This window comes from Catenulispora subtropica, assembly GCF_039531675.1.
Taxonomy (GTDB): Bacteria; Actinomycetota; Actinomycetes; order Streptomycetales; family Catenulisporaceae; genus Catenulispora; species Catenulispora subtropica.
Genome location: NZ_BAAAQM010000005.1, coordinates 232,145 through 250,683 on the forward strand (window position 1 = coordinate 232,145; position 18,539 = coordinate 250,683).

The 18,539-nt window shown below is 71.8% G+C and carries 18 protein-coding genes; 9 read left to right on the plus strand and 9 right to left on the minus strand.

The annotated features are described in order from the left end of the window. Positions 1-37: 37 nt before the first annotated feature. The 4 genes from ABD466_RS07275 to ssd are packed head-to-tail and all read right to left on the minus strand — an operon-like array spanning position 38 to position 4,699. Positions 38-733, minus strand: a complete 696-nt coding sequence (locus tag ABD466_RS07275; protein WP_344656162.1) for a type II secretion system F family protein — start codon at positions 731-733, stop codon at positions 38-40. After that, positions 730-1,542, minus strand: a complete 813-nt coding sequence (locus ABD466_RS07280; protein ID WP_344656163.1) for a type II secretion system F family protein — start codon at positions 1,540-1,542, stop codon at positions 730-732. Before ABD466_RS07280 ends, ABD466_RS07275 begins: the two co-directional genes overlap by 4 nt. Beyond that, entirely contained in the window at positions 1,539-2,996 is a 1,458-nt protein-coding gene (locus tag ABD466_RS07285) for a TadA family conjugal transfer-associated ATPase (protein ID WP_344656164.1), read from the minus strand. The genes ABD466_RS07280 and ABD466_RS07285 overlap by 4 nt, the downstream gene beginning before the upstream one ends. After that, a complete protein-coding gene (gene ssd, locus ABD466_RS07290; RefSeq protein WP_344656165.1) occupies positions 2,993-4,699 on the minus strand; it encodes a septum site-determining protein Ssd in 1,707 nt (568 codons plus the stop codon). Before ssd ends, ABD466_RS07285 begins: the two co-directional genes overlap by 4 nt. Positions 4,700-5,558: 859 nt before the next feature. Here ssd and ABD466_RS07295 point away from each other — a divergent pair. After that, positions 5,559-6,404: an HAD family hydrolase gene (locus ABD466_RS07295; RefSeq protein ID WP_344656166.1), complete on the plus strand. Its 846-nt coding sequence runs from the start codon at positions 5,559-5,561 to the stop codon at positions 6,402-6,404. A 137-nt stretch (positions 6,405-6,541) separates the two neighbouring features. Here ABD466_RS07295 and ABD466_RS07300 read toward each other — a convergent pair whose 3' ends face one another. From ABD466_RS07300 to ABD466_RS07310, 3 genes are all read right to left on the minus strand, one after another. Then, complete coding sequence (locus tag ABD466_RS07300) at positions 6,542-7,522, minus strand: potassium channel family protein (protein ID WP_344656167.1); 981 nt, start codon at positions 7,520-7,522, stop codon at positions 6,542-6,544. 77 nt (positions 7,523-7,599) lie between these two features. After that, positions 7,600-8,895 carry a molybdopterin molybdotransferase MoeA gene (locus ABD466_RS07305; protein ID WP_344656168.1) on the minus strand — a complete coding sequence of 432 codons (1,296 nt, stop codon included), beginning with the start codon at positions 8,893-8,895 and terminating at the stop codon, positions 7,600-7,602. Next, positions 8,892-10,064, minus strand: coding sequence for an NTP transferase domain-containing protein (locus ABD466_RS07310; RefSeq protein WP_344656169.1), 1,173 nt, complete (start codon positions 10,062-10,064; stop codon positions 8,892-8,894). The genes ABD466_RS07305 and ABD466_RS07310 overlap by 4 nt, the downstream gene beginning before the upstream one ends. Positions 10,065-10,165: 101 nt before the next feature. Between ABD466_RS07310 and ABD466_RS07315 the strand changes: the two genes are divergently transcribed. The 8 genes from ABD466_RS07315 (at position 10,166) to ABD466_RS07350 (ending at position 16,602) form a co-directional block, all read left to right on the plus strand. After that, on the plus strand, positions 10,166-11,374 hold the full coding sequence (locus ABD466_RS07315; RefSeq protein WP_344656170.1) for an acyl-CoA dehydrogenase family protein: 1,209 nt from the start codon (positions 10,166-10,168) through the stop codon (positions 11,372-11,374). 8 nt (positions 11,375-11,382) lie between these two features. Further along, complete coding sequence (locus ABD466_RS07320) at positions 11,383-11,919, plus strand: FAS1-like dehydratase domain-containing protein (RefSeq protein WP_344656171.1); 537 nt, start codon at positions 11,383-11,385, stop codon at positions 11,917-11,919. Beyond that, on the plus strand, positions 11,916-12,317 hold the full coding sequence (locus ABD466_RS07325; RefSeq protein ID WP_344656172.1) for a Zn-ribbon domain-containing OB-fold protein: 402 nt from the start codon (positions 11,916-11,918) through the stop codon (positions 12,315-12,317). Before ABD466_RS07320 ends, ABD466_RS07325 begins: the two co-directional genes overlap by 4 nt. Further along, complete coding sequence (locus tag ABD466_RS07330) at positions 12,314-13,402, plus strand: acyl-CoA dehydrogenase family protein (protein ID WP_344656173.1); 1,089 nt, start codon at positions 12,314-12,316, stop codon at positions 13,400-13,402. The genes ABD466_RS07325 and ABD466_RS07330 overlap by 4 nt, the downstream gene beginning before the upstream one ends. Then, positions 13,399-13,800, plus strand: a complete 402-nt coding sequence (locus tag ABD466_RS07335) for a MaoC family dehydratase (protein ID WP_344656174.1) — start codon at positions 13,399-13,401, stop codon at positions 13,798-13,800. The genes ABD466_RS07330 and ABD466_RS07335 overlap by 4 nt, the downstream gene beginning before the upstream one ends. Then, on the plus strand, positions 13,797-14,975 hold the full coding sequence (locus ABD466_RS07340; RefSeq protein WP_344656175.1) for a lipid-transfer protein: 1,179 nt from the start codon (positions 13,797-13,799) through the stop codon (positions 14,973-14,975). The genes ABD466_RS07335 and ABD466_RS07340 overlap by 4 nt, the downstream gene beginning before the upstream one ends. Positions 14,976-15,081: 106 nt before the next feature. Further along, a complete protein-coding gene (locus tag ABD466_RS07345) occupies positions 15,082-15,735 on the plus strand; it encodes an HAD family hydrolase (protein ID WP_344656176.1) in 654 nt (217 codons plus the stop codon). Positions 15,736-15,843: 108 nt separating this feature from the next. Further along, a complete protein-coding gene (locus ABD466_RS07350) occupies positions 15,844-16,602 on the plus strand; it encodes a MerR family transcriptional regulator (RefSeq protein ID WP_344656177.1) in 759 nt (252 codons plus the stop codon). Between the two features lie 67 nt (positions 16,603-16,669). On the opposite strand, the gene nhaA is transcribed toward ABD466_RS07350, so the two are convergent. Both nhaA and ABD466_RS07360 read right to left on the minus strand, forming a co-directional pair. After that, positions 16,670-17,938 carry a Na+/H+ antiporter NhaA gene (gene nhaA / locus ABD466_RS07355; protein WP_344656178.1) on the minus strand — a complete coding sequence of 423 codons (1,269 nt, stop codon included), beginning with the start codon at positions 17,936-17,938 and terminating at the stop codon, positions 16,670-16,672. 191 nt (positions 17,939-18,129) lie between these two features. Beyond that, positions 18,130-18,539: AMP-binding enzyme (locus ABD466_RS07360; RefSeq protein ID WP_425558570.1), on the minus strand; the 410-nt coding region annotated here is incomplete at its 5' end.

The following is an 18,539-nucleotide window of genomic DNA, read 5'->3' on the forward strand; positions in this document are numbered from 1 at the left end:
CGTTTCAGGGTATTGCGCATAGTTTTCCCTTTCCGGGTCAGGGGAGCAGACGGTGGGCCAGTCCGAGGGCGATCGGGATGATCCCGATCAGGACGAAGGCGGGCAGGAAGCAGCCGGCGAGGGGGGCTACGCCGCGGACTCCGGCGCGGCGGGCGGCGGCGGTGCTGGCGGCGTGGCGTTCCCGGCGCAGGTCCTGGGCGCAGGCGCGGATCGCGGTCACCGGTGGGGCGCCGGACAAGCCCGCGCGGCCGATGGCCTCGGCGACGGGGCGCAGCCCGGGTTCGGCGGCGACCGGACGCCAACTGGTGATCGGGTTGCCGCCGAGCCGGAGCAGATGCGCGACCTCCTGGAAGCGGGCGGACAAGTCGAAGGCCGCCTGTTCGGCATACGTGACCAGGCTTCCCGTGGGGCGGATGGCGCTCGCCACCACCTCGGCGGCGCGCAGCGGTTCGGCCCCCGCTGCCAAGCACGCGGCGAGGAGCTCGGCGGCCTCGGGGCAGATGCGGGCCGAGGCTTCGGCCAGCTGACGGGAACGGCGAGCCGTGGTCCACGGGTTGCGTCGCAGACGTCTGATGAGCTCGGCGCGTCCCGTCGCGGTCTCCTCGGCGCGCGGAGTCAACCGCGCCAACCGTTGCCGCGCCTGCCGATGAGGCCGTCGGGGCCAGCAGAGGACAGACAACCCTGCGGACACCCCGGCCGCGACCCCGGTGAACGCGACGCCGAGCGCCGTCATGACAGCGCCTCCGCGGATTGCGCGATCCGGTCCATCCACATCACGCCGCCGAGCACGAACACGATGCCCAGTACCAGGCATCCCTGCCCGATGCCGGTGTGCAGCAGCATGGGTATCGGCGCGAGGCCCATACCGGACCCGATGACGAGGCCCAGCGACGGCAGCAGGGCCAGCAACCGCGCCGACGAGCGCACGCCGGCGAGCTCCGCCTCCAACTCCCGGCGCTGCGTCCGCTCGGCGCGCAGCCCGTCCGCGAGTTCCCCGACCGCGGCCACCATGCCGGCGCCGCCGTCGGCGACCTGCCAGCACGCCGCCACGGCGGCCAGCGCCTCCCGGCCCGGGGTGCCCGCCGCGTCGCGGAGCACCTGGACGACATCGCCCCCGGTGCTCAGCGGTCCGGCGAGATACACGCCCAGATCCGGGCACGCGCTCGCGGCGGCCTCCCGCAACGCCTCCCGGGCCTCGCGACCGGCGCGCAACTCCGAGCACAGTGTGACGCAGAGCTCGATGATCTCCGCACGCCTCCGCTCGACCGCCGATCGCTCATGGCGGGCCGTCCAGGCCCGGTACGCCCGCCAGGCTCCGAACGGCACCAGCACCGCGAGCACCACCGACCGGGCGAGCAGCGAGCTGAGAATCCCGAGGGCGACCGCGGACAACGCGGTCGGCCAGGCTCCGGCCCAGCGCACCCGCCACCGAGGACCGCGCGGCCGGCCCCAGACCGCGGTCTCCAGCCGCCGTCGCGCACCGCGGCCGGGGAAGACCAGCACCGCCGAGGCGGCCAGAATCCCCGCCAGCATGGAGTTCATCTCCGGCCTCCTTCGCGGGCGGCCGGGGGACCGTAGTCGGCGACGAACGGCTCGTCAGCGTCCGGGCGGCCGTCGGGCGGTGCGTCGGCGAGCACCGGAAGCAGCCGGTCGGCGACCGCCAAGGCCTCCTGCCAGCCGTCGAGCTTCTCCAGACCGCCTTCCAGATCGAGCCCCAGGGGCCGCTGCGCGGCGTCCGCCGACTCGCGGACGTCCATGCCCAGCAAGCGATTCAGCCGGTCGGCACCGGGCCCGAAGGCGGTCCGTCCCGCGCTGTCGAAGGTCACGGCGGGCAGCACCGCGGTCTCGTGGAAGGACCGGTCGACGACGCCGATCGACGCCAGGCGCCGCCGTCCTCGGTCCCGCACGAGATGGACGACCACCTGCACCGCCGACGCCAGCTGGGCGTGCAGCGCTCCGCGTTCCAGTCCGGCCGGGGCGGCCAGCGCCTCGATCCGGGCGACCACGTCCTCGACGCCGTTGGCGTGCACCGTGGCCGCGCAGCCGTCGTGGCCGGTGTTCATCGCCGCCAGCAACTCCAGCACTTCCGGGCCGCGCACCTCGCCGACGACGACCCGGTCCGGCCGCATCCGCAGGGCCTGCCGCACCAGCGTCCGCAGGGTCACCGTACCGCGGTTCTCCTGGTTGGCCAGGCGGCATTGCAGCCGCGCCACATGCGGGTGGTCGACCACCACCTCCGCGCACTCCTCGGCCACCACGATCCGCTCACCGGGCGGGACCACGCCCAGGAGCGCTCCCAGCAGGGTGGTCTTGCCGCTTCCGGTGCCTCCGGTGACCAGGTACGACAGCCGTGCGGTCGCGACCGCGCGCAGTACGCGGGCGCCCTGCTCGGTGGTCATGCCGCCCGCCGTCAGGCGTTCGAGGGTGAACGCCCGGCGGGGCGGCACCCGCAGCGAGATGAGCGTGCCGCGTACCGCCACCGGGGGCAGTACCGCGTGCAGGCGCGCCCCGTCGGGGAGGACGCCGTCGACGTAGGGCGCGGCGTCGTCGAGCCGGCGTCCGGCGTGCGCGGCCAGCCGCTGCGCCAGCCGCCGCACGGCGGTCTCGTCCGGGAACCGCACCTCGGCGCGGCTCAACGTCCCGGACCGCTCGACCCAGACCGCGTCCGGACCGTTGACCAGGATGTCGGTGACCTCCGGATCGGCCAGGTAGCGGTCCAGCACGCCGGCCCCGGTGAGTTCGGAGCGGACCTGGTACGCGGCCGCGCGCAGGTCGCGGCCGTCGAGCATGCAGCCCTCGGCCCGCAGCGCGGCGAGGATGGCCTGGGTGTCGATCCGCACCGGCGGAGTGGCCAACCGGTTGCGGACCCGGTCGATGAGGGCCGCGCTCAGCCGCACTCGGTCGGTCGCCCGGGCCACCCGGGCGGGCCCGGACGGCAGTGCCGGCAACGGCGGCGGCGAGGCTCCGGGGGCCGGCGACCCGGGTGGCGCGCTCATGCCGCCGCCCGGGACTCGGCCCCGCGCCGGCCGGCCGGAGCGCCGAACAGATCGTCCAGGAAGGCGCGGCAGAAGGCCGACACGCTGCCGCGGGCGCTGGACCCGGGCGGCTCGCCGTGCTCGGCGGCGGCCGACAGTCGTCGATCGGGCCCGATCACCCCGGCCAGCGGCAGGCCGCCCATGACATCCGTTATGTCCAGCGGCTCCAGACCGCCCGGCGCCGGCAGCCGCACCACGACCCGCAGGTCCGGCGTGACCAACCGCACGGCGGCCGCCAGCTGCGAGGCCGCCGCCGAGGCTCGCACCTCGGCGGGTACCACGATCAGCGCCGTGGTGGCCAGGGCCAGCGCCTCGGTCGCCGCCTCGTCCAGGGTCCGCGGCAGGTCCACCACGACCAGGTCCCCGGCCTGGGCCAGGGCGCCGAGGACGGCGCGCACCGGTTCGGCGCCGACGGCCGGCAACGCGAGGTCGGTCCGGGTGCGGGGCCAGGTGAGGACCGGCAGGCCGGCCGTCGGGAGGGGACGGTCCGCCGACGGTCCGGCGGCGGGTCCGCGGCCGTGCGCCAGGTCCGCGCCGGGCTGAGAATCAGAACCCTGGTAAAGCGGGATGACGCCGGACCGGGAAAACGATTCTCGTGACGGATCGGCGTCGATGGGCGAATCGTCGGAGTCCGGTCGCTGCGTTTCCCCGGACATCGCCGCGGTGCCTCCGCACCGGAGTTCGTCGTCCGCGGCCGGTGATCCCGTGCCATACAAGGGATTCCCGGCTTCGTCGCGATCGGCGGATTCGAACGGATGTCCTGTCTCCATCCCGAGCCACGGATCCACTTTCTCGGGGTCGGCGGGAGTTCCGCTGTCGTACCAGAGGTCGGCGATACCGGAGGGATGAGCCGTGGGCCATCCGGCCGGATCGGCCGACGGACCGGCGGTCGGGTCGGCGGCCGGCGCGGAGGCCGCGGTGCGGTCGGCGCGGGGCCAGGCCAGCACCGGCAGCCGGTCCGCGCCCTCCTCGGTGAAGCCCAGGCCGGCGGCCAGGCCGTGCCGGGAGCGGGCGGCGTAGGTCGGCAGCGCCTCGCGCAGCGACCGGCCGCAGAGCCGGCCGTCGCGCCACCGGGCCAGCTCCGACCAGCGCGGGCCCGGCTCGGTCTCCAGGCCGAACAGCAGGTCGATGCCGCCGCCGGCCGGGTCCAGGTCGACCAGGGTGGCCCGCAGGCCGCGGCGGGTGCCGGCCAAGGCCAGTGCGGCTGCCAGCGTCGAACCCCCGGCCCCGCCGCGGCCGGACAGCACCGCCACCAGCGCCCCGGGCTCGCCGCGCGGGCTGTCCGCCTCGGCGAGCATTCCGGCCAGCCAGCGGGCGCAGTCCGGCAGGATCAGCACGTACGCGGCGCCCACGGCGGTCCCGCGCCGCCAGACGGTGGCGTCGTCCAGATCGCGGCCGACCAGCGCCACCTCGGGCCGGTGCGGCAGACCGGCCCGGGCCACGGCTCCGGCCTGGTCGGCCCCGACCAGCACCAGAGGGGCGGCGGCCCAGCGGCGGCGGGCGGCGCCGGGGTGCGGCACCACCTCGATCCGCACACCGGCCTCGGCGGCGATCCGGGCCAGCGCCCGGACGAGGGCCGGATCCGAGGTCACGACCAGCGGCGGGGCCGTGGCCGGGTCCGGATCGGCGGGCGGCGGGCCCAGGAAGGCCGGGTCGAGGGGCACGGCGGACTCGGCGGGGCCGGGTCGCCCGGTCCGGCCCGGGTGACCGGCGTGGCCCGTACGACCGGTGTGGCCCGCAGGGCCGGAGTGGCCTCCATGGCCCGCGTGACCTGGCCTTCCGGCCGCGGGCTGCCGTGTGAGTTCTCGCATGGCGCCTCCGTGGGTTCGGGGTCCGCCGGCTGTCGGGCGGGCCGCCGTTCCACGGTCGGGCAGGCATCACGGTTCCGGCCAGGACTGCCGGAAGCACTTGTGGATAAACCCGGGGTGGGGATAACTGCTATCCCTCGTTCGGCCTAGAGCGCACGCGGTTATTGGATGCGAGGTCTTAGTACGTGTGCGAACTTGTGGATTTCTCAGGAAGGACAAACGAAGGCACTGTGATATGGCGGACATCGGTTGTCGGAACTGTGCTGAAGGCCGCTCCGAAGGACACGTCGGGGACTTGTGGCGAAGGATGTGTCCGAAGGGACGGGAGACAAGTCCCGGGGCACGACAAGACGCCGGTTGTCAGTACAACAGGAGGATCGGGTGCGGCGGACCACCCGAGGCCGGACGGGGCGGGCCTGTGACGTGGAGAACCACGGGGAAAAGTGAAGACCCCCGCCGGGGGGGAGAGCGGGGGTCTTCTCCACGACCAGGCTCGGGGGGGAGGAGCCGGGCCGTGGTAGCACGGTCGCGAACGATCCGTGACTTCCATGGTGTACCCGACGCTCGCAGAATGCAAACCCCGGGCCGATCCATTACGCCGAATGCGTGAAGAGCGACGCCGCGACCGGGCGCAACTGCGCTTCAAAGCCGTCACCGAGCTCGCATCTCCGGCGCGCTCGACCTAGTCGCTAAACGCAACGCTATCCTCGACTGTGTGGATGAGCATGCGGACGCACGTGCGGATGGCGCGGGCCGCCCGGCCGCGTTCTTCGACCTGGACAAGACGATCATCGCCAAGTCCTCGACTCTGGCGTTCGGCCGCTCGTTCTACAACGGCGGCCTGATCAACCGGCGCGCGGTCCTGCGGACCGCTTACGCGCAGTTCGTCTATCTGGCCGGCGGCGCCGACCACGACCAGATGGAGCGGATGCGCCAGTTCCTGTCGGCGATGGCCACCGGGTGGGACGTCGGGCAGGTCAAGGAGATCGTCGCCGAGACCCTGCACGAGCTGATCGACCCGTTGATCTACTCCGAGGCCGCGGCGCTGATCGCCGAGCACAAGGCGGCCGGGCGGGACGTGGTGATCGTCTCCACCTCCGGCTCGGAGGTGGTCGAGCCGATCGCCGAGATGCTCGGCGCGGACCTGGCCATCGGCACGCGGATGGCGGTGGACGACGAGGGCCGCTACAGCGGCGAGATCGAGTTCTACGCCTACGCCGAGAACAAGGCCAAGGCGATCCTGGAGCTGGCCGCCGAGCGCGGCTACGACCTGAGCCGGTCCTTCGCCTACAGCGACTCGGCCACCGACGTCCCGATGCTGGAGGCCGTCGGCCACCCGTACGCCGTCAACCCGGATCGCGCCCTGCGCAAGGAGGCGGCCGCCCGGGACTGGCCGGTGCTGGTCTTCGACAAGCCGGTGGCGCTGCGCTCCCGGGTCGGCGAGCTGGCGGCCAAGCCCGCGGTGTCCGGGACGGCCCTGGGCCTCGCGCTGGCCGTGGCGGGGACGATCTGGTGGCTGGGGACCCGCGGTCGCCGGCGGCCGCGTCCGGGCCGCGCCTGAGCCCGGGGCGGGCTTGATCCCCGGCGGGGCCCGAGGCTCCTCCGGATTCCCAGAGCGCGTCGAGCGCCGGTTCAGCGCGGATCCGGCGCGGATCCGGCGCGGGTCCGGCGCGGGTCCGATGGCCGTCCGGCGCGGAGTCAGTGCGGCCGCGACCTGGGGCCGGCAGCCCGGTCGGGCACCGAATGGACCACGACCAGCCGGTCGGTCTGCTTGATCGTCTCGACCGCCGGGTCGTCGAAGCGCATGGTCCGCGAGCCGCGGATGACCGCCAGCACCGGCTCCGCGACCGCCCGGGGCTCCTTGCCCACGTCCCGGGCATCGGCCGGGCGCTCCACCAGCTCCAGCCCGTCGCCGTAGGACAGCAGGTCCTGGACCACCTGACCGACCTTCGGGCTGAGAGTGGCCACGCCGAGCAGTCGGCCGGCGGTGTCGGAGCTGGTCACGACCGAGGTGGCGCCGCCCTCCTGGAGCAGCGGGGCGTTGCCGGCCTCCCGGACCGAGGCCACGACCGTGGCCCGCCGGGTCAGGCGCCGCACGGTCAGCGTGGTCAGCACCGCGGTGTCGTCCCGCTGCGCGCTGATCACGACGTGCCGCGCCTTGCGGATCTCGGCCCGCTCCAGCACCTCGCTGCGGCTGCCGTCGCCGACGATGCCGACCAGGCCGCGGCGGTTGGCCTCGGCGATCCGGACCGGGTCGGTGTCGACCACGACGATCGCGGCCGGGTCGAAGCCGTTCTTCAACAGGGTCTGGACAGCGGAACTGCCCTTGGTGCCGTAGCCGACCACCACGGTGTGATCCCGCACCTTCGACCTCCACCTCTCCTGCCGCCACTCCGTGCGGGTGCGCTCGGTGAGCACTTCCAGCGTGGTGCCGACCAGGACCAGCAGGAACAGGACACGCAGCGGCGTGACCACCAGGGTGTTGACCAGCCGGGCCGAGTCGCTGACCGGTACCACGTCGCCGTAGCCGGTGGTCGACAGGGTCACGGTGGCGTAGTAGAACGCCGTGAGCCAGGTCACCGGGCGTCCCGAGGAGTCCCGGTAGCCGTCCCGTCCCACGTGGACGATCACCGCCGAGAGCACCAGGATCGCCACCGCCAGCAGCACGCGCTTGAGCACGGCCACCAGCGGGCCCGGGACCGCGCGCGGCAGTACGATCGCCGGGCGGAACGGCGCGGCGTACGTGACGTCCTCGTTCAGACCGCCAGCACCTCCACCCGCTGCCCGGCGCCGAGGGCGACCACCCCTCCTCCGGGCGGCACGACCGCCAGCCCGTCGGCCAGCGCCAGCCCGCGCAGCATCGCCGGCCCGGTGAAGCGCAGCGGTACCGCGCAGGCGTCGGCGAAGGAGACGGGCACGAGTCGAGTGTCGGTCGGATGGGTGCGCACGGCATCCCCGAGCGGGAGGAAGTGTGACGCGGCGCCGAGGGCGCCGACGGGGCCGTCCAGTCCGGACAGCCGGCGCAGCAACGGCCGCACCAGGGTGACGAAACCGGCCACGGCGGCCAGCGGATTGCCGGGCAGCCCGGCGACGAAGCGGCGGTGGTGCCGGGTGCCGCCGTGCTGGGCCAGCAGCATCGGATGCCCGGGCCGCACCGCGACCCCGTCGACCAGCAGCCCGGCCCCGAGTTCGGCCAGCACGCCGTGCACGTGGTCCACCGGCCCGCGCGCCGTCCCGCCGGTGGTGATCACCAGATCGGCCGGGGAGGAGGCGACCGCGGCCAGCAACTGCCCGGCGTCGTCCGCGACCCGGGCCACGGTGGTCTCGACGCCGAGCGCGTCCAGCCAGGCGGTGAACATCGGGCCGAGGGCGTCGCGCACCCGTGAGCCGTCCGGCAGTCCGGACTCCGCCAGCTCGTCGCCGATGACCAGCAGCGTCACCCGCGGGCGCTCGTGCACCGGCAGGTCGTCGTACCCCGCCGCGGCGGCCAGCCCGAGCACCGCCGGGGTGATCCGGGTGCCGGCCGACAGCAGAGTCTCGCCGCGCCGCGACTCCTGGCCCTGCGGCCGGATGTCGGTGCCTATCGGCAGGCCGAGTTCGGAACCGCGCGGGGTGCGGGTGGCGACGGTTCCCGGAGGGGAGCCGTACATGCGCTGACGCGCCGGGGGAACGGCGGCCGGGCCGGGCGTGTCCTCGCCGTCGCCGACGTGGAGCCGGTCGTGCTCGTCGACGAACCCGCGCTCACGCCGCAGGACGGCCTCCGCGCCGGACGGGACGCGGGCGCCGGTCGCGATCTCGACCGCCTCGCCGTCGCCGATCCGCGTCGGCTGCTGCCCGGCGAGCACCTGACCGGTGATCTTCCACGGCCCGGGACCGGCGACGGCCCAGCCGTCCATGGCGGACGTCGCGAACGGCGGCAGATCCACCAGCGCGGACAGCGACTCGCCGAGGACCATGCCGTGGGCCTGAGCCAGCGGGACGCGGGTCAGCGGCAGGGGGATCGCGGAGCCGGAGGCGATGCGGCGGGCTTCCGGCCAGGAGGTCGTGCTCACTGGCCGGCGGATCTCGAAGCGTCGCCGGCGGCGGACTCGGCGTCGGCGGACTCGGCCTCCGTGGAACCGGCCGCCGAGCCGCCCCTCGCGGTCCCGCCGGGTGGGGTGGCGCGGGTCGGCCCGGATCCGGCGGCGCGCTCGGCGACCGAGCCGGCGACACTCGCCGAATCCGCCGGGGTGGAACCGGTTTCCGGCCCGCCGGACCCGCCCGCACCGGCTGCCGCCGAGCGGCCCGCGCCGGCACCGGCGGACCCGGTCGCACCGTGTCCTCGTGCTGCTTGACCCCCGTTCTGTCCCCACGCCTGAGCCAGGGCACTGAGCTTCGCGATCGGCCCGTCGAGGGCCCCGCGTCCACCGCCGGCCGAGCTGCGCAGGCCGACCGCGTATCCGGCCAGGAACGTGGTCAGCGGGGCGGCGGGCCGCTTGACGCTGTGCGCGGCCACGCCGGCCAGCCCCAGGATCGCGTTCAGGTCTTCCGGGGAGAGTTCGTGGCTGGCCAGGCCGAGCTCGGCCGCGGCGGCGGCGCACCAGTCGGCGAGCAGCTTGTCATCGTCCATGCCGTCCATCTTCGTCGGTGCGGCGGGCCGTGTCGCGAGCAGCGCGCGAGCGGCGTGTAACGCGTCCCAGGTGTCGCAGTCCGCGGTGACGCCGCCCGGGTCCGGCACCCTCGTGACGGTGAGCGTCCGGAGAATCGAGAACAGCCGGGCGCCCGGAAGTTCCGGGACCGCGGCCAATGCCTCCGCCAAAGCGCGGCGCCGATATACCGCGGCCAGGGGTTGGTCTTTGCCGTGGACGTCGGTGAAGACAACCGCGTCGGCGGTCAATGACCGGCGCAACAACTCGACGGCCGCCGCGTCGAGGAATGGCAGATCGGCGGCGAAGACGGCGACCACTTCCGAGGAGCCGATTTCCATTCCGGCGGCCAGCGCCGGCACCGGCCCGCCGCCGGGCGGGTCCTCGCGGGTGAACTCCACCGGGTGCCGTACGGCGCGCGCCGGGCCCACCACGGTGATCGTCCGCGCGCCCGCGCAAGCCGCCACCACCCGGTCCAGCAGGCTGATTCCCCCGACGTCGAGGCCGGGTTTGTCCACGCCGCCGAGCCGCCGGGCGTCGCCGCCGGCGAGCACGATCGCGTCGAAGGGCTCGCCGGCCGGGTCCGCGGGGTCCATGACCGCCACCCTAAGCCCTGTTTCCAAGAGATAGAACGTGTTCTAATCTGACGAGTGCTCAGATCGTCCCGATCAACGCCGACCTCGGGAGACACCACCGCATGCGCCCACCGGAACACCTGGCCTACACCCCGGCCCAGCGCGCCCTGCGGGCCGAGCTGCGCGCCTATTTCGCGAGCCTCGTCACCGAGGACGTCCGCCGCGATCTGCGCCTGCCGGACACCTCCACCGCCACGGCCCGCACCCTGCACCTGAAGCTCGGCGCGGACGGCTGGCTCGGCGTCGGCTGGCCGAAGGAGTACGGCGGCCGCGGGCTGACCCCGGTAGAGCAGTTCGTCTTCTTCGACGAGGCGGCGCGCGCCGGATGCCCGCTGCCGCTGGTCGCCCTGAACACCGTCGGGCCGACGCTCATGCGCTTCGGCTCGCAGGAGCAGAAGGACCTGATCCTGCCGGGCATCCTGTCCGGCGAGATCGACGTCGCCGCCGGCTACTCCGAACCCGGCGCCGGCACCGACCTGGCGAGCCTCGCCACCCGCGCGGTGCGCACCGAGGACGGCGACGCCTACATCGTCAACGGCCAGAAGATCTTCACCACGCACGGCGACTCGGCCGAGTACGTCTGGCTGGCCTGCCGCACAGCCCCGGACGCCCCGAAGCACAAGGGCATCACGATCCTGCTGGTCGACACCCGCTCCCCCGGCTTCGAGGCCACCAAGATCCACACCATCGCCTCGCATTACACGACCGCCACCTACTACCGCGACGTGCGCGTCCCGGTGACGATGCGGATCGGAGCCGAGAACGAGGGCTGGAAACTGATCACCACGCAGCTGAACCACGAGCGCGTGGCGCTGGCCGCGGTCGCCCAGGGCGTGATCCGGTCGTTCGCGAACGTCCAGCGCTGGGCCGCCGAGACTCCGGCCGCGGACGGCAAGCGTGTCATCGACCTGCCGTGGGTGAAGGCGACCCTGGCGCGCGCCTACATCCGGATCAGTGGTCTGCGGCTCCTCAACGGTCAGATGGTCGCCGCACTGCAGAAGGACCAGACCGGGGGTCACCTGTCCCCCGCTGACGCGTCCGCCGCGAAGGTGCACGGCACGGAAACGCATATAGAGGCGCTCGCAGAACTGCTGCAGGTGCTGGGTGCCGGAGGGATCCTCAAGCTCGGCTCCCCCGGCGCGCTGCTGGCGGGCGACCTGGAATTCCTTTATCGCTACGCCGTCACCAACACCTTCGGCGGCGGGGCCAACGAGATCCAGCGGGAGATCATCGCGATGACCGGGCTGGCGATGCCCCGAGTGCGCAGATAGGGAGAGCTGTGGAGACCGATCCGCTGTACGAGAAAGTGTCCGCGCACCTGGCCGATCCCCCGTCCGACCCCGTCCCGGCCTGGGACCCGGTGAACCAGCCGATGATCCGGCATTGGTGCGACGCGATGGGCGACGAGCTGCCGATCTACACCGACGCCGAGGCAGCGCGTGACGCCGGCCATCCGGACGTCGTCGCGCCGCCGGCTTCCCTACAGGCGTGGACCATGCCGGGGCTGCGGATGCGCGGGTTCCGGGACGGCACGACGCGGGCGCAGGCCGAACTCGTCGAGGCCGGCTACCGCGCCGTGGTCGCGACGAACTGCGAGCAGACCTATCACCGCTACCTGACCCTCGGGGACCACCTGTACGCGGTCACGCACCTGGACTCCGTGTCGACGCTCAAGAAGACCGCGCTCGGGGAGGGCTACTTCCTCACATCGATCACCGAGTACCGGGACCAGCACGGCGAGCTCGTCGGCGAGATGTCGTTCCGGACCCTGTGGTTCAAACCCGCGCAGGAGCAAGACACAGGGCAGGCATCATGACGCGACCTCAACCGCTGACCGGCCGGGACAACGCCTACTACTGGGAAGGCGTCGCCAAGGGAAGCGTCCTCATCCAGAAGTGCACAGTCTGTGGATCCCTGCGGCACCCGCCTTCTCCGATGTGCCCAGACTGCCAGTCTCTGGACTGGACCACGGTTTCCGCCACCGGTCGCGCCGTCCTGCATAGCTACACCGTCTGTCACCACCCGCTGCCGCCGTGGGAGGAAGGTCCTTATGCGGTCGTCCTCATAGACCTGGAGGTCGAGGACAGCGACGAGCATCCACGCATCGTCTGTGGTACCCGCGGCATCTCGTCCGAAGAACTGCGTATAGAGATGCCCCTACGTCTCGTCTTCGAGGACGGTCTCGTGTTCGCTGGACCGGAGGCAGACTCATGACGGTTCTGGAACAGCCGATGAACGAAGCCCTGGAAGCTGTCAGCGACCTCTCCGTAGAGGTCTTCAAGGACCTCGACATAGAGGCCACCCGCAGCCCTGCCTATTCCAATGAAGCGGTCTCCGACGAACATGACCGCCGCCTGTGGCGCACGCTTGCCGACACCGGACTGCTGGCAGCCGTCCTCCCCGAGAGCGTGGGCGGTGGCGGAACCGGCATCGCAGGAATGGTGCGGCTCCTGACCGAAGCCGGAGCGGCGCTCGCGCGGGTTCCCCTGGTGGAGACCTTCGTGGCGGTCTCGGTCATCGATGAGAAGAACCTCCCAGGGGTGATGACCGGCGAACTCGTCATCACCGCGGCGCTCGCCGACCACCCGTCCACCATCGCCAGTCCCCTGCGCCTGACCGGCCGGCGACTCAACGGCATCACGCAGCTGGTGCCATATCCACTGAGTGCGGACGTCGCCCTGGTGCCCGCAGTCAGGGAGGACGGTCACGAAGTCCTCGCTCTGGTCTCCTTGTCCACCGCTCGGATCGGCGACCAGGTGACGACCACCGGCGAACCTCTGGGCGTCCTGGAGTTCATCGATGCCGAGGTCATGGAGATCTGCGACGCCGCCGACCTTGCCCGCACCCTCGCCGCCGTCTTCTCCTCGGCCATGCTGTGTGGCATCGCGGCGCGCGCCCTCGCGATGACGTCCGAGTATGTCAGCGGCCGCGTCCAGTTCGGGCACCCGCTCGCCACCTTCCAAGGCGTCGCCCTACGTGCCGCGGACCGCTATATCGACTCCCGCGCTATGCAAGCCGCGCTGTGGGACGCCGCCATAGCGCTCGCGGAGAGCGATCACCGCTCACCCCGGGTCCGCTACGCGGTCGCGACGGCCAAGATCTGGGCCGCCGACGGTGCACGCCGGGTCGTGGGTTCGGCCCAACACCTGCACGGCGGTTTCGGCGTAGACGTCACCTATCCGCTGCACAGGTACCACGCATGGGCCCGCTACTGGGAGCTCTATGGAGGATCTGCCGAAGCCTGGTCCGGCGATCTCGGAGAACTGATCGCGACGTATCCCATCGAGGAGGACGCATGACCACGCTGCCGAAGGTCGGGGAGACGTTGCCAGATCTTGTCGTCCCGATCACCCCGACCCGGATCGTCTCCGGTGCCATCGCCTCGCGGGATTACCAGGACGTGCACCACGACGTGCCCGCGGCCCGCGAGAAGGGGTCTCCCGACATCTTCATGAACATCCTGACCACCAACGGCTATGTCGGCCGGTATGTCACCGACTGGGCCGGTCCCCGGGCCCGCATCCTCAAGATCGCGATCCGGCTCGGCGTGCCGAACTACCCCGGCGACACGATGACCCTCACCGGTGCCGTGACGCGCACCGAGGAGGACGGCACGGTGGAGGTCGCCGTCCGGGGCGCCAACCGGCTCGGAGACCACGTCACCGGAACTGTGACCCTGAAAGGTGTCGGGGAGTGAGCGCGTCCCTGTCCGGCAAGGCGGCGATCGTCGGCATCGGCGCCACGGAGTTCTCCAAGGAGTCCGGCCGCAGCGAACTCCAGTTGTGCCTGGAAGCGTGCAAGGCCGCCTTGGACGACGCCGGCATCGCGCCGCATGACGTCGACGGCCTGGTCACGTTCTCCATGGACTCCAGTCCGTCGATCATGGTCGGCCGCGGTCTCGGCGTCCGGGAGCTCCGCTATTTCTCGCTCGTCGACTACGGCGGCGGCGCTGCTTGCGCCACGGTCGCGCACGCGGCGGCAGCGGTCACCGCAGGCTTGGCGGACGTCGTGGTCTGCTACCGCGCCTTCAACGAGCGCTCCGGCCGTAGGTTCGGCTCCGGCGATGCCGCCGTGCAGATGCGCGGGGAGTCTCCGATGGCCCAGCACTTCGGCTACTACGCGCCGTACGGACTCATCACCCCGGCGGCATGGGTCGCCATGGCGGCTCGCCGTTACATGCACAAGTACGGCGCCACTTCGGAGGACTTCGGGCGTGTCGCGGTGGCGGCGCGCGCCCATGCGGCCACCAACCCGGCGGCGTGGTTCTACAAGCGGCCGATCACCTTGGAAGACCACCAGAACTCGAAGATGATCGCGGACCCGGTGCGGCTCCTGGACTGTTGCCAGGAGTCCGACGGAGGAGTGGCGCTGGTGGTCGTCTCTGCGGAGCGCGCCCGGGGCCTCCCCGCGAAGGAAGTCCTGATCGCCGGCGCTGCACAGGGTTCGTCACACGACCAGCACATGATGACCAGCTACTACCGCGACGACATCACCGGCCTTCCAGAGATGGGCACTGTCGCACGGCAGTTGTGGGGGCAGTCCGGGCTCCGCCCGGAAGACGTCCAGACCGCCGTCATCTACGACCACTTCACGCCGTTCGTCCTCACACAGCTGGAGGAGTTCGGCTTCTGCGGTCGAGGAGAGGCTCGCGACTTCATCAAGGATGGCGCCATCCACCTCGGAGGCCGCCTTCCGCTGAACACTCATGGAGGTCAGCTCGGCGAGGCGTATATCCATGGCATGAACGGCATCGCCGAGGCGGTCCGCCAGGCCCGTGGCACGGCCGTCAACCAGGTCTCTGACGTGCGCAACGTGCTGGTCACCGCCGGCACCGGCGTGCCCACCTCGGGCCTGCTGCTGAGCGCGGTGTGACCCGGACGGCGGCCGCCCTCGTCCCAGCAGGCCGAGCAGCCCCTCCGCCACCAGCCGTAACCCTACGTTCCGTTGGCTGTCGGAACGATCAGTTAATCTCGGAGCCATGCCCCGTCTCGCGCTCTTCGACCTGGACGACACTCTGATCTCCTCCAAGGACGCGTTCATCGCCTGGATCGGGGAAGTGGTGGCGGCCCACGGCGCCGGCGGTGACGCGCGCGGTTTCCTGGAGAAGGAGCACGTGTTCTGGACCGGTTCCCCGGACGACACGTTCCGGGGCCTGGTCGACTACTTCGCGCTGCCCGCGGACCCGGCCGAGCTGATGCACGCCTACCGCGGCCGGATGGTCGAGCTGCTGGCGCCGTACCCGGGCGTGACGGACGGCCTGGAGGCGCTGCGCGACGCCGGCTGGCGGATCGGCATCGTCACCAACGGCTTCGGCGACTTCCAGAACGCCAAGATCGACGCCGTGGGCCTCCGTGCCTATGTCGACGTGGTCTGTGTCTCGGATGTCGAGGGCACCTGGAAGCCCGAGGCGAAGATCTTCGAGCTGGCCTCGGACCGCGCCGGAGCGCCGCTGGAAGGCGGCTGGATGGTCGGCGACTCGCTGGCCGCGGACATCGCCGGCGGCAACGGAGCAGGACTGCACACCGCCTGGCTCCATCACGGCCGGCCGCTGCCCGCCGCCGGGGACCCGCAGCCCGACCAGGTCATCGAGTACACCGCCGAAGCCTTCGACCTGATCCTGGGCCGCCGCTGAGGCCGCTCCTGTTCGCCCGGACGATTCCGGGTTGACCTTGACGTTACGGAAGCTTCTACCGTCGAGGGAGCGGTCGGACAAGCCGGCCGCACACTGATGGGAAACGTCATGAGCTGGTCGATCGCGCAGGTGGCGAGGATGTCCGGGGTAACCGCCCGGACCCTGCGCCACTACGACGACATCGGGCTCCTCAAGCCCGACTATGTCGGGGCGAACGGCTACCGCTACTACGAGGAGTCACAGCTGCTGCGCCTGCAGCAGATCCTCGTCCTGCGCGAGCTGGGCATGGCACTGGCGGACATCGCCAGCGCGATCGACTCCGAGCCGGACATGATCGCGGCCCTGCGTCGGCAGTACGGGCGCCTGATCGTGGAGCGCGACCGCCTGGCCCGGGTGGCCGAGACCGTGGCGCGGACCATCACCGAGCTGGAAGGGAGGCCGGAGGTGGCCGTCAAGATCAATCGACCGGAGAACCTCTTCGAGGGGTTCGACTCCTCGCAGTACGACGACGAGGCGCGCGAGCGCTGGCCCGAGGAGTTCGAGAAGGCGCAGCGCAAGCGCGAGGCGATGACCGACGAGGACATCGAGCGCTGGCAGCGGGAGGCGACCGCGGCGATGATCCGCATGGCCGAGTTCATGGCCGCGGGCACGCCGGTCGACGACCCGGCGGTGCAGGACGAGGTCCACCAGCACTGGCTGGGCATCTGCCACTGGTGGACGCCTAACCGCACGGCCTACACGTGCCTGGGGCGGATGTACGTCGACGACGAGCGTTTCAAGGTGAACTACACGAAGATCGCCGAAGGGCTCGCCGAGTACCAGGCCGCCGCGATGGCCGCTTACGCGGAAGCGCGCCTGTCGGACTGACACGGATCGCCCTGGAGCGAACCGTATTAAGCGTCCCCTCCGCGGCCAGTGCGGAGGGGACGCCGCCCTATTCTTCCCCAGACTCGTCCGACGCCTCTTCACTGCACAGCTGGTTATAGAAGCGGTTTCTTCTGCGCAGAAGGAACACTGCCACTATCGAGGACGCGAGTGAGCCCTCCAGCACGCCGCCCTTAGCGAGGTTCAGGAGGTCCGGCGCATCGTCGAAGGCGAGCTCGGCGATCAGCAGTGAGACGGTGAACCCGACGCCGGTCAGTGTGGCCACCGCGGCGATGTCGCTCCAGCGCAGCTCGTCGGAGAGTTCGGCACGGGTGAACCTCGCGGTCAGATACGCGCCGCCGAACACGCCGACGCTCTTCCCGACGAACAGTCCGGCGGCGATCGCCAGCGGGATCCGATCGGTGAACAGCGCGCCGAACGTGTCGCCTCCGATGGTCACCCCTGCGGACAGGACCGCGAAGACCGGGACGCAGAACCCGGCGGAGAAGGGCTGGAGCCACCACTGCACGTGCTCGGCCGGCGAGTACTTCTCCTGAGGATCGCGGAGACCGCGCAGCATCAAGCCGATGGTCACGCCGGCGACGGTCGCGTGGACGCCGCTCGCGTGCACCGCGACCCAGATGGCCAGGCCCAGCGGGAGGTTCAGCCACAGGCTCGTGATTCGCATCCGCTGCAGCGCGTAGAAGGCGACCAGCAGCAGCACCGCGATGAGGAGCGCGACGACGTCGATCTTGGCGGTGTAGACGATCGCGATGATGATGATCGCGCCGAGGTCGTCGACCACCGCCAACGTGAGCAGGAAAGCGCGCAGGGCCGAGGGCAGGTGCTGCCCGGCGACGGCCAGCACCGCCAGCGCGAACGCGATGTCGGTCGCGGTGGGCACCGCCCAGCCGCTGGACGCGTGCTCGTGGCCGGCGCTGACCGCCAGGTACACCGCGATCGGCGCGACCATGCCGCACAGCGCCGACACCACCGGCAGCACCGCGGCCCGCGGATCGGACAGCTCGCCGACCTGCAGTTCGTGCTTGAGTTCGATGCCCGCCACCAGGAAGAAGAACGCGAGCAGGAAGTCGGCGGCCCAGTCCGCCAGCGACAGGTCCAGATGCCACAGATGCGGCCCGACGACCGTGGTCTTGACCGTCTCGTAGGAATCGCTCCAAGGGGAGTTCGCCCACACGAGACCGATGAGCGCGAAGACGATCAGCAGCGCGCCGCCGACGGTCTCGGTCCGGAGCACGGCCGCCACGTGCCGTCGCTCGATGCGCCTCAGCCGCGCGAAGACGCGCAGCGGGGCGGCGGGCCGGGCCGGGGGCGTCATCGGGGCGTCCTCGAAGGGTCTCGTGCGGTCGACGGCGGACGGGTGGTGATCAGGGGACCACTACCCATGCCGACCAGACTTCCCGGCGCGCCTGAGCTGTTCAGGCTACCGAAAGCGGAACCGCCGGGCGCGCGGACCTGATGGTCGGCGCGCCCGGCGGTCGGTGCCGTGCGGAGTGCGGATCCCGGGGATCAGTCCTCGTTGGCGTGCGGCAGCTTCGCCTTGATCAGGTCCATGACCGTGGAGTCGGCCAGGGTGGTGGTGTCGCCGACCGCGCGGTCCTCGGCGACGTCCTTCAGCAGCCGGCGCATGATCTTGCCGGAGCGGGTCTTCGGCAGCTCCGCCACGATCTGGATCTGCTTGGGCTTGGCGATCGGGCCGATCTCCTTGGACACGTGCGCCTTCAGCGCCGCGTCCAGCTCCTCGGTCTCCTCCTCGCCGGCCCGCAGGATGACGAAGGCGACGATGCGCTGCCCGGTGGTCTCGTCCTTGGCGCCGACGACCGCGGCCTCGGCGACCGACGGGTAGGAGACCAGGGCCGACTCGACCTCGGTGGTGGAGATGTTGTGGCCGGAGACGAGCATGATGTCGTCGACGCGGC